Source organism: Aeromonas sp. FDAARGOS 1405, from assembly GCF_019048265.1.
GTDB lineage: Bacteria > Pseudomonadota > Gammaproteobacteria > Enterobacterales > Aeromonadaceae > Aeromonas > Aeromonas veronii_A.
Map to the genome: position 1 here is coordinate 1,914,422 of NZ_CP077311.1, position 21,934 is coordinate 1,936,355.

Consider the following 21,934-nt stretch of genomic DNA (forward strand, 5'->3'; position numbering starts at 1 on the left):
TATTGAATCGATAAGGAAGCTGTCATGAAAAAGAGTCTGTTGTTGGTTGCTGCCATGGGCCTGTTGAGTACCTCCGCCATGGCCAAAGAGATCAAGTTCGCCACCGAGGCCACCTACGCGCCGTTCGAATACCTGGATGACAAGAACGAGTTTCAGGGTTTTGACATCGATCTGGCCCGCGCCATCTGCGAGCAGGCCAAGCTGGAGTGCAGCTTCCACAACCAGGCCTTTGACAGCCTGATCCCTAGCCTGAAATTCCGTCGCTACGATGCCGCCATCGCCGCCATGGACGTGACCCCGGAGCGGGCCGCGCAGGTCGACTTCTCCGACATCTACTACGAGAACTCGGCAGTATTCGTCGCCAAGAAAGGTGCCTTCAAGGGGCCGGAAGAGATGGTCGACAAGACAGTCGGTGTGCAGAACGGTACCTCTCACCAGTCCTATCTGGTGGATAACTGGGTGAGCAAGGGCCTGCTGACCGTGCCGTACGCCAGCTACCAGAGCGCCTTCCTCGACATGATGAATGGCCGTACCGACGGTGTCTTTGCCGATACCGCCGTTGCTGCCGATTGGCTGAAGCAGCACAAGGAGTATGCGGTGGTGGGTGCGCCGGTGACGGATGCCAAGTACTTCGGTACCGGCTTTGGCATCGCGGTCGCCAAGGGCAATCAGGAGCTGCTGACCCAGCTGAACAAGGGGCTGGCCGAGATCAAGGCCAACGGCACCTATCAGAAAATCTTCGACAAATACTTCGCGCAGTAAGCCATGTTGAGCCTGTTGTTGGATGCAGCCTGGATGACCCTCGGGCTGGCCCTAGCATCACTGGTCGGGGGCATGGTATTGGCACTGGCGTTCAGTGCCGCCGAGCTCAGCAAGCAGCGTGCATTGGTGTGGCCGGTGGCCACCCTGACCACGCTGATCCGTGGCCTGCCCGAGTTGCTGGTGGTGCTGTTCATCTACTTCGGCTCGACCCAGGTGCTGTTCCTCATCACAGGCGAGTATGTGGAGTTCAGTCCGTTCGCCTGTGGCGTGCTGGCGCTCTCCCTGCTGTTCGCCAGCTATGCGACCCAGACCCTGCGGGCGGCGCTCAATGCGGTGCCTTCAGGTCAACGGCTGGCGGCGCTGGCGTTGGGTTTGAGCAAGAGCCACATCTTCTTTCGCATCGTGTTGCCGCAGGCGTGGCGTCATGCCCTGCCGGGCCTCGGCAACCAGTGGTTGGTGTTGCTGAAAGATACCGCGCTGGTGTCGCTTATCGGGGTGAACGAGATGATGCGTCAGGCGCAGATGGCCTCGGCCAGTACCTATGAGCCTTTCACCTGGTATGCCGCCGCGGCCCTCATCTATCTGGCCATCAGTCTGGTGAGTGAATATGGCCTCGGGCTGGCTGCCCGCTACACCCGCCGCTACGGAGGTTAACTGATGCAAGAGTATCTCGTTACGTTGCTGGGCGGTCTTGTCACCACGCTGGAGCTGACCCTGTTCAGCCTGCTGCTGGGGATTGTGCTGGCGGCCCTGATGACCTGGGTGCTGGAGCTGCGCCTGCCGGTAGCGACCCAGCTGGTGCAACTGTGGGTGCTGCTCTTTACCGGCACGCCGCTGCTCATTCAGATCTTCCTGATTTACTACGGGCCGGGCCAGTTCGAGTGGCTGAAAGCCAGCCCGCTCTGGCCGCTGCTCAAGCAGCCCTGGTTCTGCGCCGTGCTGGCGCTGGGTCTCAACACGGCGGCTTACTCTACCCGGTTGTTCAAGGGGGCGCTCGATGCCATCCCGGCTGGTGAGGTGGAGGCGTGTCGTGCGCTTGGCTTTAATGGCCGCCAGACCTTGTGGATGAAGGTGCGTCATGCTGCCCGTCATCTGGTGCCTGCCTACTCCAACGAGGTGATCCTGGTGCTCAAGGGGAGCTCCCTCGCCAGTACCATCACCATCATGGACATCATGGGGCTGGCGCAGGGGCTGAATGCCCAGACCTACGATACCCTGGCTGTGTTCGGGGTGGCTGGCGGGCTTTATCTGGCGATGAACGGATTGTTAACAATTGGTTTTCGCTGGTGTGAAAAACGGGCGCTGGCATTCCAATCCTGAGACCTTCAAATCTACCTCTTTATGGTAAGGGGAAGTGCAGAAAAACTGTGCTTCTCCTCCAACTTTTTGTATTTCCCTCCAATTTTTGCTCCCGCATGTTTCGTGGCTCACAGAACCCGTGACTGCAACTGTTATCAGATTGTTTTTTATGGGGGGATCCATTAAGGTTGGGCGCACAACAACAAACAACCTTAAACCTACGCTTAAACATGGAGTTGATCATGAAAGTTGCCGTTCTGGGTGCCGCTGGTGGCATCGGTCAAGCCCTCGCTCTGCTGTTGAAAAACCGTCTGCCGGCCGGCTCCGAGCTGAGCCTGTATGACATCGCCCCGGTTACTCCGGGTGTGGCCGTTGACCTCAGTCATATTCCTACCGACGTCGCCATCAAGGGCTTCTGCGGTGAAGATCCGACTCCTGCGCTGGTTGGGGCCGATGTGGTGCTGATCTCCGCCGGTGTGGCACGCAAGCCGGGGATGGATCGCTCCGACCTGTTCAATATCAACGCCGGTATCGTCAAGAATCTGGTCGAGAAGTGCGCGGCCACTTGCCCGAAAGCACTGATCGGCATCATCACCAACCCGGTCAACACCACTGTGGCCATCGCCGCCGAAGTGCTGAAGAAAGCCGGTGTCTATGACAAGCGCCGTCTGTTCGGTGTCACCACCCTGGACGTGATCCGCGCCGAGACCTTCGTCGCCGCCGCCAAAGGGCTGAACATCGACAAGGTTCGCGTCAATGTGATCGGTGGTCACAGTGGCGTCACCATTCTGCCGCTGCTCTCCCAGATTGAAGGCGCCTCCTTCACCGCTGAAGAAGTGGCTGCCATGACCAAGCGCATCCAGAATGCCGGTACCGAAGTGGTTGAAGCCAAGGCCGGTGGCGGTTCTGCGACCCTCTCCATGGGTCAGGCGGCTTGCCGTTTCGGTCTCTCCCTCATCAAGGGTCTGCAGGGCGAAGCCAACGTTGTTGAGTGCGCCTACGTGGAAGGCAACGGCGAGCACGCCACCTTCTTCGCGCAGCCGGTACTGCTGGGCAAGAACGGTGTCGAAACCGTACTGGATTACGGCAAGCTGAGCGCCTTCGAGCAGGAAGCGATGGAAGGCATGCTGGCTACCCTGAAAGCCGATATCCAGCTGGGTGTCGATTTCGTCAAGTAAGCGGGTCAACCGTGCCAACAAGGGAGCTTCGGCTCCCTTTTGTATTGATGAGAGCCGCTCGGCAGGCTAAGGGGATGGGGCTTGGTGCCGATAACAGAGTGCAGCAGGAGATCCTTATGATGAAACCCCTTACCCTTCTCGTTCTTGTCGGTGCATTCACCGCGCCCCTCTATGGTGCCGAGGCGGTATCGGCTGCCGTATCGAGCGATGCGCCTGCAGCAAGTGCATCGGCACCGACCGCAAGCAGTGCTGCGGTGGCGGCCCCTGTCTCTGCTGCTACGCCAGCGCCCTCTGAGGCAGTCCCCGTTTTGCTTCCGGCTGAGCCGGTCACGCCCGTTGCCAGCAGTGGTGAGGGGGCCGCGCCGCTGCCAAAACCGGCGGAGCCTGCCGCTGTGGTGGCGCCTCCCGCACCTCTGGCCGCAGGCGAGTTGCAGGCGGTGCCGCTCTATCGTCAGGACGAGCTGCTCAACTGGATTGAGCAGGGGCGCCACCTCACTCAGGTTAAACAGGATCGCTGTCAGCTGACTCAGGATATCGAAGCGCGCGCCTCGGTGATGAAGATCCCGGCCTATCAATTCCTCTGGGGGGATATGCTGGCGTGGGGTGTCTGCACCAAATCGAATGCTGAGCTCGGGGTGCAATATATGTGGGAGGCGGCCAATCAGGGGTTGGCGCCGGCGCTGGAGCAACTGGGTCGCTACTACTGGAAAGGAACTTTGGTGCAGAAGGATTTGGTGCGAGCCGAGACCCTGATGCGCGAGGCGGCCAGCCTCGGTTTTCTGCGGGCCCGCATCGAGTGGGTCGAGATGCTGCTGCAGGGGATGGGCAGTCCGCTCGATTATGAGGACGCCTATCGCTGGCTCCATGGCTCCGTCATAGGTGACAAGGCGCTGCACCAGAAGGCGGCGAGTCTGCTCAACCGTCTTGGCAACAGGATGCCGGCCAACGTGGTGGCCCGCGCCAAGGCGATGCACTGATCCAAAAAAATGACCCACAGATCTGCACCTGTGGGTCCGGTTCCAGCCGCCGTGCCATGACAGGCCGGAACCTCCCTCTGTTATATGGCTGCCCGCGCCTTAGAGATCTTGGTGGGGGCCAAAAACTTCGTAATGGAGCTGCCCCGTTGGTACCCCAGCAGCCAGCAGCTGCCGCTTGATCTCTTGCATGAAGCTGACAGGGCCACAGAAGTAGTAGTGGGCCTCTGGCGTGATGCGCTCCTTCACGGCCGTCAGATCCATGGTGCCGGCCAGGTCGTAATCTTCACCCTGTACATCGCTGGCCTCCGGCTCCCGATACCAGACCCGGCTCAGCAAGTTGGGATGCTGGCGGGATTTTTGCTGAGTATCCTCCCGGAAGGCGTGTACAGCGCCCTGTTCGCAGGCGTGCAGCCAGGTGATGTCGGCCTGATGGTCGCTCGCCAGCAGCTGGTTGAGCATGCTCATCATGGGGGTGAGGCCGACCCCGGCCGAGAGCAGCACAACCGGCGTCTGGTCATCCGCTTTCAGGTAGAAATCGCCGGTGGGTGGCATCACTTCAATCTTGTCGCCCGCCTGCAGGTGATCGTGCAGCAGGTTGGAGACCTGGCCCTGCGGCTCACGCTTGACGCTGATGCGGTAATCCTGCCCATTGGGGGCATCGGAGAGGGAGTACTGGCGGATCTCCTGATATTCCAGCTCGGGGTGAACCAGCTTGATGCTGAGGTATTGGCCCGGTTTGAAGGTCAATACCGGCTTGCCATCTTCCGGCGCCAGCAGGAAGGAGGTGATGAGGGCGCTCTCGGCCCGCTTCTCCTTGATGATGAAGGTGCGGGTTCCTTGCCAGCCGCCATCCTGGCTTGCCTTCTCCTGATAGATCTCTCGCTCGCGGCCGATGAAGATGTCTGCCAGCACGCCATACGCCTTGCCCCATGCCTCCAGCACCTCGTCGGTGACCGCACTTCCGCCCAATTCTTTGAGCGTGGCCAAGAGATGACTACCTACAATGTGATATTGTTCCGGCTGGATCAGGAATCCGGTATGTTTGTGCGCAATCCGCTCGACCGCACCGGCGAGCGCTCCCAGATTGTCGATATTCTTTGCATACGCGGCGACTGCATTGAACAGGGCCAGCGGCTGGCCGCCACTGCGTTGGTGGGCCAGGTTGAAGATATCTTTCAGCTCCGGGTTATGGCTGAACATCCGTTGGTAGAAGTGCTGGGTGAGGGCAGGGCCTGCCGATTCGAGCAGCGGGATGGTGCTTTTGATGACGGCAACGGTGGTTTGATCTAGCATAGAGGCCTCGTTCTAATTGAACATATAAAATGTCATTTAATAAGTGGCATCCTAGATGTTTATTTGATTTGAATCAATACTCCACTTTTCGCATCGCGCTAATCAGGTTTTATGAGACTAACCAGTTATACAGATTTCGGATTGAGAGCCCTGCTCTATCTTGCCACCCTGCCGGAAGGGGAGTTGTCGAGCGTTGCCAAGGTATCGGCCCTGTATGGTGTTTCCCGCAACCACATGGTGAAGGTGGTCAATCAGCTGGTGAAGCTGGGCTATCTGCAATCCCAGCGGGGCAAGAATGGCGGTATTCGCATTGCTTGCGATCCCGCCACCATCAATATCGGGCAGGTGATCAGGGCGCTGGAAGGCAATCTGGACGGCATTGACTGTGGTTCGCCCGCTTGCCACATCGTCTCTGTCTGTCTGCTCAAGAGTGCGCTGAAAGAGGCGATGGATGCGTTTCTGGCGGTGATGGATAGCTATACGCTGCAAGACCTGCTGGCCAACCGTGACGAGCTGCAACTGGTCTTCGGTGAACTGATCCCGACACTGGTGCTGGAGCCGGATGACGAAGATGAGCAATAGAAAAGGGCTGCCACTGGCAGCCCTTTTTCAATCTTGCGAATCCGACTCCGCCCGGTACGATGCCGGCATGATCCGCGCCATCTTCACCATGTTATTCTCTACATCGAGGATCTCGATAGGATAGCCAGCAAGCCGGATACCTATGTTGGGCTGGGGGATCTCCTCCAGATATTCGAGGATCAGACCGTTGAGGGTGCGCGGTCCGTCGATGGGCAGGTGCCAGTTCATCTCCTTGTTCAGCTCACGGATGCTGGCTGAGCCTTCCACCAGGAAGGAGCCGTCCGGTTGGGGATGGATCTCGTCGCTCGGCGCTGGCGTCATGGAGGTGGTGAAGTCCCCCACGATCTCTTCCAGAATATCGTCCAGGGTGATTAGCCCCTGAATATCGCCATACTCGTCGACGATCAGACCAATTCGCTCCTTGTTGCGCTGGAACTTGGCCAGCTGCACGTTAAGTGGGGTTCCTTCCGGAATGAAGTAGATCTCGTCCACTTCCCGCAACAGACTCGATTTGTTGAACTGGTCCCTGGCTACCAGCCGCAGGGCATCACGCGCGTGTAAAAAGCCGACAACGTCGTCGATATTGTCGCGATAGAGCAGGATCTTGGTGTGAGCGCAGTGAGCCAGCTGGCGCTGGATGCTTTTCCAGTCATCGTTGATGTCGATGGCGTAGATATCGCTGCGCGGTACCATGATGTCTTCGACCAGCATCTTGTCGAGATCAAGGATGCTGAGCAGCATCTCCTGATGACGCTTGGGGATCAGGTTGCCTGCCTCGTTGACGATGGTGCGCAGCTCCTCGGTATTGAGGGAGTCATCCTTGTGGGGATTGATCTTCAGCATCTTGAGCAGGCCGCTGGTGATGCCGTTGATCAGCCAGACCAGCGGCGAGAGCGGCACCATCAGTCCCTTGAGGATCCAGGAGGCGGGATAAGCGATCTTCTCCGGGAACATGGCGGCCAGCGTCTTTGGTGTCACTTCACCGAATACCAGAACAACCAGTGTCAAGCCGAAGGTGGCGATGGCGACCCCGAGATCACCAAACAGCCGGATACAGACGATGGTGGCGATGGCAGAGGCGAGGATATTGACCAGATTGTTGCCGATCAGGATCAGTCCCAGCAGGCGATCGGGGCGGGCGAGCAGTTGCTCGACGCGACGTGCGGCTTTGTGTTTGGTCTGTGCCAAGTGCCGCAGCTTGTAGCGGTTGATGGACATCAGACCGGTTTCGGAACTGGAGAAGAAGGCGGATAAGAGGATCAAGATAACGAGAACAATCAGTAATGTGCTCGTTGAGATACTGTCCACAAAGGGCTCCTGTTGGGTGGTATGGCTAAGTATGTCAGCTCAACAGCACTTCTTTGACGAAGCGGCTGCCAAAGTAGGCAAGGGTCAGGATGAAGCTGCCGATCAGACTCAGCGTGATGACTTTGCGACCGCGCCAGCCATAGGTGTGGTGACCCCACAAGAGCAGAACATATACACACCAGGCCAGAATGGAGAGTACCGCCTTGTGTGATTTGCCTTGGGCGAACATATCTTCGAGAAAAAAGAGGCCGGAGGCGATGGAGAGGGTCAGCAGCAGCACCCCCGCAGAGATAAGCTGGAACAGCCGCTTCTCTACCGTCATCAGTGGCGGCATCGCTGGCAGGTTACTGATTTTTCTAGATTTAAGCTGCTTGTCCAGACAGGCAAGCTGCAACGCAAACAGGCAGGCGATCATTAATACCGCATAGGCCATCAGGGCGAGGCCAATGTGCAGCAGCAGCTGGGGATGGGCCTCCAGATGGGTTATGTAGCGACCCGGGATCAGGGCACTGGCAGCCAGCAGTAGGGCCGAGAAGCTGTACACTACCGGCAGCAGGATCCAGCCGTTGAAGCGACGAGTGACGCAGGTCATGAAGCAGCTGATGATGAGACTCACCAGCGAGGCGACGTTGAGCATGCTCAGGTTTTGACCTGAATGGGTCACCATTACTTCACTGGCAACAGACGCACCATGGGCGACCAGCGCCAGTCCTACGCAAGCAAACAGGGGGGCGTGCCCGACTTGTTTGGCATTGAGCAGCAGGTGCAGTGAGGCGATGATGGCCAGCAGATAAAACGCCAGGGCCAGAACAGAGATCACGATCATAACCAGGTCGTTGTTACACAAGCATTTAGGGATACAAGAGGAGCAGTATACCTTGCACAAGATGTGCTCGCCAGTTGTGCAATGGCCGATCTGCCCATATATAGGGACGAAGCATCGATGAGTGGCTCCGCGGTGAATAATCGTCCTCGCGGCTGCTCTGGGTTATAATGCCCTCCATTTACAACGCCAAGAACCGGAATGCGTCATGTTTGAGAATTTGACTGAACGACTCTCGCGCACCTTGCGCAATGTCAGTGGCCGCGGCCGTCTGACCGAAGAGAACATCAAGGAAACCCTGCGCGAAGTCCGCATGGCGCTGCTCGAAGCGGATGTCGCCCTGCCGGTGGTGCGTGATTTCGTAGCTCGCGTCAAGGAGCGTGCCGTCGGCCAGGAAGTGGCCAAATCCCTGAGCCCGGGTCAGGCGTTCATCAAGATTGTGCACGGCGAACTGGTCACTGTAATGGGTGAGGCCAACGAGCAGCTCAATCTGGCTGCCCAGCCGCCCGCCATTATCCTGATGGCCGGTCTGCAGGGTGCCGGTAAAACCACCACGGTCGGCAAACTGGCCAAGCTGCTCAAAGAGCGCAACAAGAAGAAGGTGCTGGTGGTCAGTGCTGACGTTTATCGCCCAGCAGCGATCAAGCAGCTGGAGACCCTGGCGGGTGACATCGGCGTCGACTTCTTCCCGAGTGACGCCAGCCAGAAGCCGGTCGACATCGCCACCGCCGCCATCGATCAGGCGCGCAAGAAATTCTATGACGTGGTGATCGTCGATACCGCCGGCCGTCTGCACGTCGATAGCGAGATGATGGCCGAGATCCAGGATCTGCACGCCACCATCAAGCCGGTCGAGACCCTATTCGTGGTGGATGCCATGACTGGTCAGGATGCTGCCAATACCGCCAAGGCATTTAATGAAGCACTGCCCCTTACCGGTGTGATCCTCACCAAGGCGGACGGTGACGCCCGTGGCGGTGCCGCGCTGTCGGTACGCCATATCACCGGCAAGCCGGTCAAGTTTATCGGTATGGGCGAGAAGACCGATGCACTGGAGCCGTTCCACCCTGATCGCCTCGCCTCTCGTATCCTCGGCATGGGCGATGTGTTGTCGCTGATCGAGGAAGTCGAGCGTAACGTCGATAAAGAGAAGGCCGCCAAGCTGGCCAGCAAGGTCAAGAGTGGCAAAGGCTTCGATCTCGAGGACTTCCGCGAGCAGTTGGCCCAGATGCGCAACATGGGCGGCATGATGGGCATGCTCGACAAGCTGCCCGGCATGTCCGGCTTGCCGGACAACATCAAGGATCAGATGGATGACAAACTCACCGTGCGGATGGAGGCCATCATCAGCTCCATGACGCCGAAAGAGCGTGCCCATCCCGACCTCATCAAGGGCTCTCGCAAGCGTCGTATCGCTGCTGGTTCCGGCATGCAGGTGCAGGACGTGAACAAGCTGCTCAAGCAGTTCACAGAGATGCAGCGCATGATGAAGAAGATGTCCGGCAAGGGCGGCATGCGCAAAATGATGAGCCAGATGAAGAACATGCTGCCACCGGGATTTGGTGGCGGTCGCGGTCCGTTCTGATTATCCGGAGTTAGGTATTGAGCGAGGGTCTGCGAGTTGCAGGCCCTTTTCATTGCCACCTTGCGCAAAAAATGGCTGGCTTGGTTGCAATTATTACGAATCCAAGTAGAATTATGCGGCTTATTTTAAGCTAGGGTCCGCGTGTTTGCGGGCCTTGTTCATTAGATGTTAATGAGGACGATATGGTAACCATTCGTTTACAACGTGGTGGCGCGAAAAAGCGTCCGTTCTACCAGGTAGTAGTTGCTGACAGCCGTAACGCCCGTGACGGTCGTTTCATCGAGCGCGTTGGTTTCTTCAACCCGGTTGCTTCTGGTAACGCTGAAAAGCTGAACTTGGACCTGGCTCGCATCGAGCATTGGGTTGGTACTGGTGCCGCTGTTTCTGACCGCGTTGCCAAGCTGATCAAAGACGCTGCCAAAGCTGCTTAATCAGCCAAACGGTAAGGAGTTAAGGTGGAAAAACCTGTAGTTCTGGGCACCCTGGGTACCGTTTACGGCATCAAGGGCTGGCTTAAAGTGAACTCCTTCACCGATGTTGCCGAAGCGATTTTCGATTACAACCCCTGGCTGATCAATCAGAACGGGGTGTGGCGTGAAATCCAGGTTTCATCCTGGAAGCGTCACAACAAGGGTCTGATCTGCAAACTCGATGGTATCGACGTGCGCGAGGATGCCCTGGCATTGACCAATGTCGAGATTGGTGTAGCCGCCGATCTGTTGCCTGCGTTGCCTGAGGGCGAGTTCTACTGGCGTGACCTGATTGGTTGCTCGGTAGTGACCACCAAGGGATACGACCTGGGCAAGGTGACCGAATTGATGGAAACCGGCTCCAACGATGTGTTGGTGGTTGAGGCCAATGTAAAAGATGCCTTTGGTGCGAAGGAGCGGTTGATTCCGTTCCTGGAAGAGCAGGTGATCAAGAATATTGATCTGACTGCTCGAACAATCGAAGTTGATTGGGATCCTGGTTTCTAGTTTCCCGCGCTAACACGGGTGCCGGAGGTTTCTTATGTGGATTGGGGTGATTAGCCTCTTCCCTGAAATGTTCCGAGCCATTACCGAGCACGGGGTAACGGGTCGGGCCGTCAAGAGTGGCCTGCTGCAGATTGAGTGCTGGAACCCTCGGGACTTTACCCACGACAAACACCGTACGGTCGATGATCGTCCTTATGGTGGTGGGCCCGGCATGTTGATGATGGTTCAGCCGCTGCGTGACGCGATTCATGCAGCCAAGCAAGCGGCGGGAGACGGGGCGAAAGTCATCTATCTCTCTCCTCAGGGGCGCAAGCTGACTCAAGCGGGCGTTACCGAGTTGGCGACGAATCAGAAACTGATTCTGGTAGCCGGTCGATACGAAGGTATCGATGAACGCGTGATACAAACCGAAGTCGACGAAGAGTGGTCTATCGGGGATTACGTGTTAAGTGGTGGCGAGTTGCCTGCCATGACCCTGATCGATGCGGTTTCGCGTCTGGTCCCGGGGGTTTTGGGCGATCAGGCCAGTGCCGAGCAGGACTCCTTTACGGATGGCTTGCTGGATCATCCCCACTATACTCGGCCGGAGGTGTTGGATGGGTTGGCGGTGCCCGAGGCGCTGACAAGCGGCAATCACGAAGTGATTCGACGCTGGCGTCTCAAACAGTCGCTCGGACGAACCTGGCAAAGAAGGCCGGAACTTATTAACAACCTAGCTCTGACTGACGAGCAAGAATCACTTCTTGCCGAGTATGTCCGCGAAGTGCGTGACAGCGTTAAGTAGAGTTTTCAGTTTATCCTAGGTAAGGAAAGACAATGAGCAAGATTATTCAGCAGCTTGAACAAGAGCAACTGCGTACCGACATCCCGGCTTTTGCCCAGGGCGACACTGTACGTGTTCAAGTTCGTGTTAAAGAAGGTGGTAAAGAGCGTCTGCAGGCTTTCGAAGGCATCGTTATTGCCAAGCGTAACCGCGGTCTGCACTCTGCTTTCACCGTTCGCAAGATCTCCAACGGCGAAGGTGTTGAGCGTGTATTCCAGACTCACTCTCCGCTGATCCACAGTGTAGAACTGAAGCGTCGTGGTGATGTTCGCCGCGCCAAACTGTACTACCTGCGCAACCTGTCCGGTAAAGCTGCTCGTATCAAAGAGAAGCTCAACTAATTCGATTCGAATTGGTGTGGGTATGTCGGCGAAAAGCTCGACAGGTAGTGAAAAGGCTCGCCAATGGCGAGCCTTTTTTGTATCCGTCTATTGGCTCTCTTGCTGCCATTACTGGATCACTCGCACCACCGAGTTGTCGCGCCCGAAGGGGCCTGGCACATAGTCGTCCGCAGCCCAGTCATTCTCGTAGAGGGTTTCCCCTGCCGGTGTGATGAGCTGGTAACAATATTCGAAGTACCCCGGGCCGTCGGTCGGCAGATTGAGGGTGGTTTTGAACTCGCCGCTCTTCATGCGTTTCAGTTCGACCGGTTGCCACTGGGTAAACTCGCCGATCAGCATCACCTGTTCCGCCCCTGCGGCCGCCTCTTTCTCTACGGCAAAGGTCACCTTGACCTCGGGCTTGGACTTCAAAAACTGTTTGATCAGTGGCATGACGCCTCCTTGTCTGTGAGTTAAAAATGGCTCCTGTCTATTTTTATATCACCATATGACAAAGATGTTGATAAGGCAGATCAAGTCGGCAAGGCAAAATAGCGTTGCAGCAGGCTGTGGGTGAAATCGATCTTGAGATAGAAGCCGCGCGGCAAGGTCATAATGGGTTGACCATCGCGGCCGATGGCGCGAGTCAGCGCCTTGTTGTTGGCAGCCTTGGGGCGCAGTTGCATCACCTGGCCGTGGCGTGCGCTGATCTGCTCCACTTCTCCCAGCACTATCATGTCCATCAGCTCCTCCCAGTCCTGACGCAGTAGCCGGTCTTCCTCTTCATTCGGGCTCCACATCAGCGGCATGCCGACTCGCCGCTCGCCAACCGGGATCTCCCGACTGCCTTCCACCGGGATCCAGAGTACCCGTGACAGCTTGTTGCGCACGTTTGACTCCTCCCAGCGCTGACCGCTGACGCCGATCAGCGGGGCGACGCAGACGAAGGTGGTCTCCAGCGGTTTGCCTTGAGGATCCACGGGGATCGTCTTGAGTTCGATCCCCAGCTCCGGGAAGTCCTGTTCCGGCTTGCTCCCTGCGCTGGCCCCCAGTTGCAGCTCGATCAATTGACCGACCCAGCCCTTGTCACGGCGCAGGTCTTTGGGCACCACGGCGCCAGCCTCGGCGGCCAGCTGCGCCAGCGTGAAGCCCGCCATGGCATAGGCGCGGCTCAATAACTCCTGCTCGGATCGGGGATTGCTTGACATAGTTGGCTCCATCTTGCTCGCCATATTCTAACAGGGGAGGATCCCGAGAAGGATCGCTGTTTTTATAACCGATCCTGAGTGGATAAGAACAAATGCAGAAAATTTAGGGGATGACATCTCATCATTATGATTTTAAAGGATTTTGTCTATTTTATCGAGCACTCTTCCAAGTCTGGTTTGACCTCGAAATAGTTGTCCAAGGGTTTGTGCATGATGTTACACACAGTTATCCACAGAAATCTTGGATAAGTGGATGAAAGTGGGTGGAGTCGCGGGTATGTTACAAAAAATTGTGAATGCCACCCCATTTTTACAGGGTTAACGGGGTAGATATTGTGCCACTCCTGTGGATAATTTCGCCGAGGTGGATCTTTGAGCAGTTGAACTTGTTCACAATCCGGATCATGGATCTGGCGCGTGGAGTGACATGGATCTAGATCCAGTTGTCATGTCCTAACACAATGTAAAATAATAGTTTTTTATATATCATGTTGCATGTTGATGCGGAGAGTCACTTTTCGCGTACAGTTAAAAAGTACTGTATATACCCGTTTGCTAACAGCTTTATGCACAGTCTGGGTGGGCAACTTGGGGGAGCGGATCCTTGGATTTGTTTATAAGTATGTTTGAAATTGAAAGTTATTCATGAAACAGGGGATTCACTCCTTGTTTGCTGCCACGGGGTGAATGTGGAACAATCTCCTTATAGATTCAGCCTTTATAAGGTGATCACGTGATTGATGGCGACGGATTTCGTCCCAATGTCGGTATCGTGATCTGTAACCGTGAAGGACAAGTGTTGTGGGCTAAACGCTATGGGCAGCACTCCTGGCAGTTTCCGCAGGGGGGGGTTGATGATGGTGAAACGCCAGAGCAGGCCATGTATCGAGAGCTGTATGAGGAGATTGGCCTCAAGCCCGAAGATGTGACCATCATGGCCACCAGTCGTAACTGGCTAAAGTACCGTTTACCCAAACGTCTTGTCCGCTGGGACAGTTCACCGGTCTGTATTGGCCAAAAACAAAAATGGTTCCTGTTACAGCTGAATCCGGGCAAGGAGTCGCAGATCCAGTTCGGCTGTCATGGCCATCCCGAATTTGACGACTGGCGTTGGGTCAGCTTCTGGTACCCGGTGCGTCAGGTCGTTTCGTTCAAGCGGGAGGTTTACCGCCGGGTCATGAAAGAGTTTGCCCCGCTGGCGATGCCAGTGCCGGTAGTGCAGGTCAACAAGAAGGATGGGCGGCGCAACCGCGCCCGTTAAGGAGCACAGACTAGTTGTTAACGGAACTGAGACGTATCGTCGAGAGCATGGCCGAGGCCAATACCCTCGAGCAGGCCTTGCAAGCATTGGTGAGCCAGACCCGGCACGCCATGGCAGTGGACTGCTGCTCCGTCTATGTCTCGGAACCCGAGGTGCGCCGCTATCGCTTGGCGGCTACCGACGGCTTAGCCCCGTCCGCGGTCGGCAAGGTCACTCTGCCCTACGAGCAGGGCATCGTCGGTCTGGTGGGTCAGCGGGAAGAGTTGATCAACCTGGCTGATGCTCCCGCGCATCCCAGTTTCAAATTCCTGCCCGATGTGGCCGAAGAGGCGTTCCGCTCCTTCCTTGGTGCCCCCATCATGCATCAGCGTCAGGTGGTCGGCATTCTGGTCGTGCAGCAGAAGGAGAGCCGCCGCTTCGATGAGGGGGAAGAGTCCTTCATGGTCACCCTGGCTGCCCAGCTGGCTGCGCGGATCGCCCAGGCGCAGGCCAAGGGTTGGCTGCAGAAGACCGACTGGAGCAAGCCGTTACGCGGTATTGCCGGTGCCAGCGGCATCGCCATGGCCAAGGCCTGGGTGTGGCGGCCCCGCAAGGCGCTCTCGTCCATTACCCCGCGCAAGGATGAAGACCATGCCAGCCAGCTGGCGCGGCTGGAGCTGGCGGTTGAGGAGGTGCGGCACGACTTGGAGAGTCTGGCGCTGCGTTTTCGTGAGAGCTACAGCCAGGATTCGGTGGCGATCTTCGACATCTACCTCCATCTGCTGAACGATCCTGGCTACATCAAGCCCATTCGCAACAAGGTGAGCAAGGAGCACTGGACTGCGGTATCTGCGGTCAAGCTCATCAGCGATCGCTTGATCGAGCAGTTCAAGGGGATGAAGGATCCCTACCTGCAAGAGCGCTCCACCGATGTGAAAGATATCGCCCAGCGGCTGATCAGCCGACTGGTGCAGAACGAGCCGGAGCATATCTCGATCGGTGAGCCTGTGGTGCTGGTCGCCGACGAGGTGACGGCCACCATTCTGGCGGAAGTGCCCCGCGAGTATCTGACCGGGGTGGTCTCGCTCAAGGGGGGGACCAACTCCCACGCTGCCATTCTGGCCCGTGCCATGGGTGTTGCCGCCATCATGGGGGTCGATCTGCCCCTTGGTGACATTGGTGGTCGCATGCTGGTGGTCGATGGCTATAGCGGTGATCTCTTCATCGAGCCCAATCAGGTGATCCTGACCGAGTATCGTCAGCTGCTGAGCGAAGAGCGGGCGCTCGATACCCTGGTGCGCAGCGTCGACAACCTGCCATCCGAAACCGCCGATGGCACCAAGGTCTCCCTACTGCTCAACGCAGGTCTCAGTGCCGATACCGAGATCTCCCTCAACCAGCTGGCGGACGGGGTGGGCCTCTATCGCACCGAGATCCCGTTCATGCTGCAGGAGAGCTTCCCCTCAGAGTGGGAACAGACTGCCCGCTATCGCGGCATTCTGGAGACCTACCGCAACCGGCCGGTCTGCATGCGGACGCTGGATGTGGGCGGCGACAAGCCGCTACCCTATTTCCCCATCGTCGAGGAAAACCCCTTCCTTGGCTGGCGGGGGATCCGGATCACGCTGGATCACCCCGAACTGTTTCTGGTGCAGCTCAAGGCGATGCTGCGGGCCAGCGAAGGACTCGACAATCTGGCCATCATGCTGCCGATGATCAGCAGCGTTAGCGAAATCAAAGCCTCCCGTCGTCTGCTGGATCAGGCGTGGCGGGAGGTGTCGGAAGAGGCGGCGAGCCGCGATGCAGTGATCCGCTACCCCAGTCTCGGGGTGATGATCGAGGTGCCCTCAGCCCTCTTTATCTTGCCGGAGATGGCGCCGCTCGTCGACTTCTGGTCGGTGGGCAGCAATGACCTGACCCAGTACCTGCTGGCAGTGGATCGCAACAACTCTAGGGTTGCCAACATTTACGACGCCTTCCATCCTGCGGTGATCCGTGCCCTGCAACAGTTGGTTGATGCTTCCCACCGCTACCAGAAGCCGGTGTCGGTGTGTGGCGAACTGGCCGGTGATCCGGTCGGTGTATTGCTGCTGCTGGCCATGGGCTATCGCCGCTTCAGTATGAACACCCACAACATCGCCCGGATCAAGTACGTGCTGCGTCAATCCACCCTGAGCGAGTTGACCGAACTGATGGCCGATGGCCTCAAACATGACAACCCCCACGTACTGCGCGGCCTGTTTGCCCGCTATCTGGAGGAACATGGTTTGGGCGGTTTGCTACGAGCCGGTCATAAATCGAAACAGAGTGATTGATAATCATGCCTTGTCCCTGCTGACGAATGATCGGAAAATGCGGCTTTTATTTTGACTGGGGCCGCATATGCAGCACGATGGATATTGGGTTTTCTCGCAGATTGATCCCGTAGCATTCAGTTTGGGACCACTATCGGTACGCTGGTATGGTCTCATGTACCTGTTCGGTTTTGCGTTTGCCATGTGGCTTGCCGGCCGTCGCGCCGATGCACCGAACAGCGGCTGGACCCGCAACGAGGTGTCGGATCTGCTGTTTTACGGTTTCCTCGGGGTAATCCTCGGTGGCCGTGTCGGTTACGTGCTGTTCTACAACTTCGATCTCTTCCTTGCGGATCCCACCTATCTGTTCAAGATCTGGACCGGCGGCATGTCGTTCCACGGTGGGCTGATCGGGGTGATCACTGCGATGATCTGGTTTGCCCACAAGACCAAGCGCCACTTCTTCACCGTGGCCGACTTTGTGGCACCACTCATTCCGTTCGGTCTCGGCGTTGGCCGGATCGGCAACTTCCTCAACGGCGAGCTGTGGGGCCGGGTCACCGATGTGCCTTGGGCCATCATCTTCCCGGAGGCCGGCCCCGAGCCGCGTCATCCCTCCCAGCTCTACCAGTTCGCACTGGAAGGGGTGGTGCTGTTCATCATCCTCAACCTGTTCTGGCGCAAGAACCCACCGCGCGGCGCCATCTCCGGCATGTTCCTGCTGTTCTACGGCCTGTTCCGCTTCCTGGTGGAGTTTGTGCGCCAGCCGGACAGCCAGCTTGGTCTCTATTTCCAGGAGATCAGCATGGGCCAGATCCTCTCCACCCCGATGATTATCGCCGGTGCCCTGATGATTTGGGCCGCCTACAAGCGTCCACAGTTGTTCGGTAATGCCGTGAAGGAGGCGAAATAATGCGAGCTTATCTCGACCTGATGCAGAAAATCCTCGATGAGGGCACCGTCAAGTCAGACCGTACCGGCACCGGTACTGTCTCCCTGTTCGGCCATCAGATGCGCTTCAATCTGGCGGAGGGATTCCCGCTGGTGACCACCAAGAAGTGCCACCTGCGCTCCATCATTCACGAGCTGCTCTGGTTCCTCAATGGCGATACCAATACCGCCTATCTGAAGGAAAATGGCGTCAGCATCTGGGATGAGTGGGCCGACGAGAATGGCGATCTGGGGCCGGTTTACGGCGCGCAGTGGCGCTCCTGGCCTGCGGCCGACGGCTCTTTCATAGACCAGATCCAGAAGGCGGTGGATGACATCAAGCACAACCCTGATTCGCGCCGCATCATCGTCTCCGCCTGGAACGTGGGTGAGCTGGACAAGATGGCGCTGGCCCCTTGCCACGCCTTCTTCCAGTTCTATGTGGCGGATGGCAAGCTCTCCTGCCAGCTCTACCAGCGCAGCTGTGATGTGTTCCTCGGCTTGCCGTTCAACATTGCCAGCTACGCCCTGCTGACCCACATGATGGCCCAGCAGTGCGATCTGGAAGTGGGTGACTTCGTCTGGACCGGCGGTGATGTGCATCTCTACTCCAACCACATGGAGCAGACTGCGCTGCAGCTATCCCGCGAGCCGCGCCCGCTGCCGACCCTGGTGATCAAGCGTAAACCTGACTCCATCTTCGATTACAAGTTCGAGGATTTCGAGATCGAGGGTTATGATCCCCACCCGGGCATCAAGGCGCCCGTCGCCATCTGACAGAAAGGCGCCATGAGGCGCCTTTTTTTATATATAAAAACACTTAAAAATCTCATTATTGGCTAACTTAGTTGTGAATATGACGCAGGAAAAACCTGTTCTAGGTAGGCCAGTTCTATTTTGCTTTCGATTTTTCCGAGGTTTTTGGCAGCAAGAAACGATTTTCCATTGGTTGTTGCAGGCTATAGACTTAAATTCAAGTGATTTTGTGGAAAAATTAACCATGAGTGACGTAATCAAAAAGTTCCTGAAGCTGGAGGCCGCCTCCGGAATTATTCTGATCATGGCTGCCATGCTGGCAATGATTTTAGCCAATACCGCGCTGGCTGGCGGGTATCAGGCGTTTCTCGACACCCCGGTGCAGGTGCGCATCGCGGCTCTCGACATCAACAAGCCGCTGCTGCTCTGGATCAACGATGGCTTTATGGCGATCTTCTTCCTGCTGGTTGGCCTGGAAGTGAAACGAGAGATGCTGGAAGGGGCGCTCTCGACCCGGGTTCAGGCGACCTTCCCGGCTATTGCGGCGGTTGGCGGCATGCTGGCTCCGGCCTTGATCTACGCCTTTTTCAACTATTCGGATGAAGTGGCGCGTGCTGGCTGGGCAATTCCGGCTGCGACCGATATCGCCTTTGCCCTCGGGGTGATGGCGCTGCTCGGCAAGCGGGTGCCGGTGAGCCTCAAGGTATTCCTGCTGGCGCTGGCTATCATGGATGACCTCGGCGTCATCATTATCATCGCGCTCTTCTATACCCAGCAGTTGTCGCTGGAGGCGCTGGCCGTCGGTATTCTGGCAACCCTCACCCTGCTTTGGATGAACCGTCGTGGCGAGGACAGGATCAGCCTCTACATGCTGGTCGGTCTGGTGCTCTGGGTGGCGGTGCTCAAGTCTGGTGTCCATGCGACGTTGGCCGGTGTGGTGGTGGGCTTTATGGTTCCGCTTAACGGCAAGCGTTACGCCTCGCCGCTCAAGTATCTGGAGCATCAACTGCACCCCTGGAGTGCCTATCTGATCCTGCCGTTGTTTGCCTTTGCCAACGCAGGGGTATCGCTGGAGGGGATTGGTCTCTCCTCCCTGCTGAGTCCGGTACCCATGGGGATCATGCTGGGGCTGTTTATCGGCAAGCCGCTCGGGGTGTTCACCATCAGCTGGCTGTCGGTCAAGCTGGGCATCGCCCAGTTGCCGCCCGGGGTCAACTTCAAGCAGATTTTTGCGGTCAGCATCCTCTGTGGCATCGGGTTCACCATGTCGATGTTTATCGCGTCGCTCGCCTTCGAGCACGGTGGGCTGGATTACGGCAGCTACTCTCGCCTCGGGATCCTGGTGGGCTCTACCATGGCGGCGGTAGTCGGCTATCTGGCCTTGCGCATGGCCCTTCCCAAGGGTGAAGGGGAACAGAGTACGGAGGGACTATGAAGCTGCATACAGGGTTGTTGATGCTGTTGTTGAGCCCCGCGGCATGGGCCGGCGGGCTGGAGGATTGCAAGCAGGACGCCACTTCGGCGAACTGCTCTGCCTATCTGAACGGAGTGGTAGACAGCGCCCTGCTGCTGGGGGACAAGCAGGCTAAGGCTCGTTTCGGCGAGACCTTCTCCGAGCGGGCGCTGAGCAGCCGGGCTGGCGAAATGGTCAAGCGCTCCAACAAGCGTTATTGCGCTGACCGGATGCCGGACAAGGCACGCCTCAAGGCCAGTCTGATGGAGCAGTTTGGCGCGAACAAGGTTGACTCGGTTAGCGACATGTATGACATTCTGGCGGTTGAACTCAGCTGCTACCGGAGTCCGCGTCAAGCGGGAACCCCATCGGATGTCACACCTTAACTACAACCATCTCTACTATTTCTGGATGACTCAGAAGAAGGGCTCCGTTACCCAGGCAGCGGAAGCCCTTTTTTTGACCCCGCAAACCGTCACCGGTCAGATCAAGCTGCTGGAGCAGCGCCTCGGGGGCAAGCTGCTCAAACGCAAGGGGCGTTCCCTTGAGGCAACCGAGCTGGGCCAGCTGGTGTTTCGCTATGCCGACAAGATGTTCAGCCTCTCCTACGAGATGCTCGATATCGTCAACTACCGCAAGGAGAGCCAGATCCTGTTCGACGTCGGCATCGCCGATGCCCTCTCCAAGCGCCTTGCCAGCCGCGTGCTGCTCTCTGTCATCCCCAATGATGGTTCCATCCATCTGCGCTGTTTTGAATCGACCCACGAACTGCTGCTGGAGCAGCTGAGCGAACACAAGCTCGATATGATCCTCTCCGACTGTCCGGTGGACTCCAGCCAGCATGCGGGGCTGCTCTCCAAGCGGTTGGGCGGCTGTGGCGTCAGCTTCTTCTGCAAGGCTCCATTGCCCGAAAAGCCCTTTCCCGCCTGTCTGGAAGAGCGCAAGCTACTGATCCCCGGTCGCCGTACTGCCATGGGGCGTCAGCTGACCCAGTGGTTCGAGCAGCAGGGGGTTTCTCCCAGCATTCTTGGCGAGTTTGATGATGCCGCCTTGATGAAGGCGTTTGGCTTCTTCAATCAGGGCATCTTCATGGCTCCCACCATCTATCGGGAGGAGATCCTTGAGGGGGAGGGGGTGATGCTGATCGGGGAAACTCAGGATCTGATGGAGGAGTATTACGTCATCTTCGCCGAGCGAATGATCCAGCATCCGGCGGTGAAGCGGGTCTGCGAGAGCGATTTTACCTTTCTCTTTTCCGGCCAGGAGAACTTCTCCGCCATCCAGCCGGCCACCCTGTCGTTTTAAAACGGCCCGTCACCACGTATCATCGGCGATGAGTGGTAGAGGAGAGATGTGATGCAACTTGAAGAGATGGAAGCCAATGCGAGTAAAGCAGTGGCCTTGCTCAAGGCGCTGGCTAACGAACGGCGACTGTTTATTCTGTGCCAGTTGCTGGAGCGCGAACTGTCGGTGGGGGAGCTCAACGAGCGATTGGGATTGAGTCAGTCGGCCTTGTCACAGCATCTGGCGCTGCTGCGGCGGGATGAGCTGGTGACGACGCGCAAAGAGGCCCAGACGGTCTACTATTCGCTGCGCAGCCATGAAGTGCGTGAAATGATCAGCTTGCTGCATCGACTTTATTGCAGCGCAGATAAATAAAAAACCGGCACTAAGGCCGGTTTTTTCAGCTTTGATCAGCAGACGCTGATTAAGCCATAGCTTTGATCTGGGCAGACAGGCGGCTCTTGTGACGAGCAGCTTTGTTCTTGTGGATCAGGCCTTTGGTCGCCATACGATCCATGATCGGCTGAGCAACAGCGAAAGCGGCAGTCGCAGCAGCTTTGTCGCCAGAGGCGATAGCAGCGATGACTTTCTTCAGGTAGGTACGGGTCATGGAACGACGGCTGGCGTTGTGCTGACGGCGTTTTTCTGACTGAAGAGCGCGCTTCTTAGCAGATTTGATGTTAGCCAAGGTAAAACTCCTAAAACTGTCTTAGCGAGTGTATTGAAAAGGCCCGGAAATATGCCCTTCCAACCACATATTGTCAAATGATTTGTGCAAATAAACACCGCCTCCCGGTGGTGTGTCAGTAGGGAGACGGTTAAACTGTCGGCCGATTCTAGCA

25 protein-coding genes are annotated in these 21,934 nt (G+C 57.3%); 19 read left to right on the plus strand and 6 right to left on the minus strand.

Annotated features, from left to right (window positions below; all coding sequences use genetic code 11):
* Positions 1–24 precede the first annotated feature (24 nt).
* The 5 genes from I6L35_RS09045 (at position 25) to I6L35_RS09065 (ending at position 4,216) form a co-directional block, all read left to right on the plus strand.
* Positions 25–762 carry a transporter substrate-binding domain-containing protein gene (locus I6L35_RS09045; RefSeq protein ID WP_040067430.1) on the plus strand — a complete coding sequence of 246 codons (738 nt, stop codon included), beginning with the start codon at positions 25–27 and terminating at the stop codon, positions 760–762.
* Positions 763–765: 3 nt separating this feature from the next.
* Entirely contained in the window at positions 766–1,416 is a 651-nt protein-coding gene (artQ, locus tag I6L35_RS09050; protein WP_043826111.1) for an arginine ABC transporter permease ArtQ, read from the plus strand.
* Between the two features lie 3 nt (positions 1,417–1,419).
* Positions 1,420–2,082, plus strand: coding sequence for an arginine ABC transporter permease ArtM (gene artM, locus I6L35_RS09055; RefSeq protein WP_005348902.1), 663 nt, complete (start codon positions 1,420–1,422; stop codon positions 2,080–2,082).
* A 221-nt stretch (positions 2,083–2,303) separates the two neighbouring features.
* Positions 2,304–3,239 (plus strand): malate dehydrogenase, encoded by a 936-nt coding sequence (gene mdh / locus I6L35_RS09060; protein ID WP_005340384.1) that lies wholly within the window; start codon positions 2,304–2,306, stop codon positions 3,237–3,239.
* 392 nt (positions 3,240–3,631) lie between these two features.
* The gene (locus tag I6L35_RS09065; RefSeq protein WP_026034955.1) at positions 3,632–4,216 is read left to right on the plus strand and encodes a tetratricopeptide repeat protein; all 585 of its coding nucleotides are present in this window, start codon (positions 3,632–3,634) and stop codon (positions 4,214–4,216) included.
* A 99-nt stretch (positions 4,217–4,315) separates the two neighbouring features.
* On the opposite strand, the gene hmpA is transcribed toward I6L35_RS09065, so the two are convergent.
* Positions 4,316–5,509 (minus strand): NO-inducible flavohemoprotein, encoded by a 1,194-nt coding sequence (gene hmpA, locus I6L35_RS09070; protein ID WP_216980075.1) that lies wholly within the window; start codon positions 5,507–5,509, stop codon positions 4,316–4,318.
* A gap of 111 nt (positions 5,510–5,620) precedes the next feature.
* Here hmpA and I6L35_RS09075 point away from each other — a divergent pair, with 111 nt between their 5' ends.
* Positions 5,621–6,091, plus strand: a complete 471-nt coding sequence (locus I6L35_RS09075) for an Rrf2 family transcriptional regulator (RefSeq protein WP_216980076.1) — start codon at positions 5,621–5,623, stop codon at positions 6,089–6,091.
* A gap of 27 nt (positions 6,092–6,118) precedes the next feature.
* Here I6L35_RS09075 and I6L35_RS09080 read toward each other — a convergent pair whose 3' ends face one another.
* Entirely contained in the window at positions 6,119–7,399 is a 1,281-nt protein-coding gene (locus I6L35_RS09080; RefSeq protein WP_005341388.1) for an HlyC/CorC family transporter, read from the minus strand.
* A gap of 34 nt (positions 7,400–7,433) precedes the next feature.
* The gene (gene ccsA, locus I6L35_RS09085; RefSeq protein WP_041233962.1) at positions 7,434–8,225 is read right to left on the minus strand and encodes an inner membrane protein YpjD; all 792 of its coding nucleotides are present in this window, start codon (positions 8,223–8,225) and stop codon (positions 7,434–7,436) included.
* A gap of 205 nt (positions 8,226–8,430) precedes the next feature.
* Here ccsA and ffh point away from each other — a divergent pair, with 205 nt between their 5' ends.
* The 5 genes from ffh to rplS all read left to right on the plus strand — a co-directional run bounded on the left by ffh (position 8,431) and on the right by rplS (position 11,948).
* Positions 8,431–9,807 carry a signal recognition particle protein gene (gene ffh, locus I6L35_RS09090; protein WP_216980077.1) on the plus strand — a complete coding sequence of 459 codons (1,377 nt, stop codon included), beginning with the start codon at positions 8,431–8,433 and terminating at the stop codon, positions 9,805–9,807.
* A gap of 182 nt (positions 9,808–9,989) precedes the next feature.
* Positions 9,990–10,238 (plus strand): 30S ribosomal protein S16, encoded by a 249-nt coding sequence (gene rpsP / locus I6L35_RS09095; RefSeq protein ID WP_005341383.1) that lies wholly within the window; start codon positions 9,990–9,992, stop codon positions 10,236–10,238.
* Between the two features lie 24 nt (positions 10,239–10,262).
* The gene (gene rimM / locus I6L35_RS09100) at positions 10,263–10,784 is read left to right on the plus strand and encodes a ribosome maturation factor RimM (RefSeq protein WP_011704630.1); all 522 of its coding nucleotides are present in this window, start codon (positions 10,263–10,265) and stop codon (positions 10,782–10,784) included.
* A 34-nt stretch (positions 10,785–10,818) separates the two neighbouring features.
* Positions 10,819–11,568, plus strand: a complete 750-nt coding sequence (gene trmD / locus I6L35_RS09105; protein ID WP_005308699.1) for a tRNA (guanosine(37)-N1)-methyltransferase TrmD — start codon at positions 10,819–10,821, stop codon at positions 11,566–11,568.
* Between the two features lie 32 nt (positions 11,569–11,600).
* Complete coding sequence (gene rplS, locus I6L35_RS09110) at positions 11,601–11,948, plus strand: 50S ribosomal protein L19 (RefSeq protein WP_005313505.1); 348 nt, start codon at positions 11,601–11,603, stop codon at positions 11,946–11,948.
* Between the two features lie 108 nt (positions 11,949–12,056).
* Here rplS and I6L35_RS09115 read toward each other — a convergent pair whose 3' ends face one another.
* A complete protein-coding gene (locus I6L35_RS09115) occupies positions 12,057–12,380 on the minus strand; it encodes an isoamylase early set domain-containing protein (RefSeq protein ID WP_005341376.1) in 324 nt (107 codons plus the stop codon).
* A gap of 80 nt (positions 12,381–12,460) precedes the next feature.
* Positions 12,461–13,135 (minus strand): DNA mismatch repair endonuclease MutH, encoded by a 675-nt coding sequence (gene mutH / locus I6L35_RS09120; RefSeq protein ID WP_005341375.1) that lies wholly within the window; start codon positions 13,133–13,135, stop codon positions 12,461–12,463.
* Between the two features lie 733 nt (positions 13,136–13,868).
* Here mutH and rppH point away from each other — a divergent pair.
* The 8 genes from rppH to I6L35_RS09160 all read left to right on the plus strand — a co-directional run bounded on the left by rppH (position 13,869) and on the right by I6L35_RS09160 (position 21,467).
* Complete coding sequence (gene rppH / locus I6L35_RS09125; protein ID WP_005341374.1) at positions 13,869–14,396, plus strand: RNA pyrophosphohydrolase; 528 nt, start codon at positions 13,869–13,871, stop codon at positions 14,394–14,396.
* A 14-nt stretch (positions 14,397–14,410) separates the two neighbouring features.
* Positions 14,411–16,690, plus strand: a complete 2,280-nt coding sequence (gene ptsP / locus I6L35_RS09130; protein ID WP_216980078.1) for a phosphoenolpyruvate--protein phosphotransferase — start codon at positions 14,411–14,413, stop codon at positions 16,688–16,690.
* Positions 16,691–16,757: 67 nt separating this feature from the next.
* Positions 16,758–17,582 (plus strand): prolipoprotein diacylglyceryl transferase, encoded by an 825-nt coding sequence (lgt, locus tag I6L35_RS09135; RefSeq protein ID WP_031227775.1) that lies wholly within the window; start codon positions 16,758–16,760, stop codon positions 17,580–17,582.
* Positions 17,582–18,376 (plus strand): thymidylate synthase, encoded by a 795-nt coding sequence (gene thyA / locus I6L35_RS09140; RefSeq protein ID WP_216980079.1) that lies wholly within the window; start codon positions 17,582–17,584, stop codon positions 18,374–18,376. Before lgt ends, thyA begins: the two co-directional genes overlap by 1 nt.
* 223 nt (positions 18,377–18,599) lie before the next feature.
* The gene (gene nhaA / locus I6L35_RS09145; protein ID WP_157161451.1) at positions 18,600–19,790 is read left to right on the plus strand and encodes a Na+/H+ antiporter NhaA; all 1,191 of its coding nucleotides are present in this window, start codon (positions 18,600–18,602) and stop codon (positions 19,788–19,790) included.
* A complete protein-coding gene (locus I6L35_RS09150; protein WP_005348920.1) occupies positions 19,787–20,194 on the plus strand; it encodes a hypothetical protein in 408 nt (135 codons plus the stop codon). Before nhaA ends, I6L35_RS09150 begins: the two co-directional genes overlap by 4 nt.
* Positions 20,181–21,113, plus strand: a complete 933-nt coding sequence (gene nhaR / locus I6L35_RS09155) for a transcriptional activator NhaR (protein ID WP_005340434.1) — start codon at positions 20,181–20,183, stop codon at positions 21,111–21,113. Before I6L35_RS09150 ends, nhaR begins: the two co-directional genes overlap by 14 nt.
* 51 nt (positions 21,114–21,164) lie before the next feature.
* Complete coding sequence (locus tag I6L35_RS09160) at positions 21,165–21,467, plus strand: metalloregulator ArsR/SmtB family transcription factor (RefSeq protein WP_013724128.1); 303 nt, start codon at positions 21,165–21,167, stop codon at positions 21,465–21,467.
* A 49-nt stretch (positions 21,468–21,516) separates the two neighbouring features.
* Here I6L35_RS09160 and rpsT read toward each other — a convergent pair whose 3' ends face one another.
* On the minus strand, positions 21,517–21,780 hold the full coding sequence (gene rpsT / locus I6L35_RS09165; RefSeq protein ID WP_005308808.1) for a 30S ribosomal protein S20: 264 nt from the start codon (positions 21,778–21,780) through the stop codon (positions 21,517–21,519).
* Between the last annotated feature and the right edge of the window lie 154 nt (positions 21,781–21,934).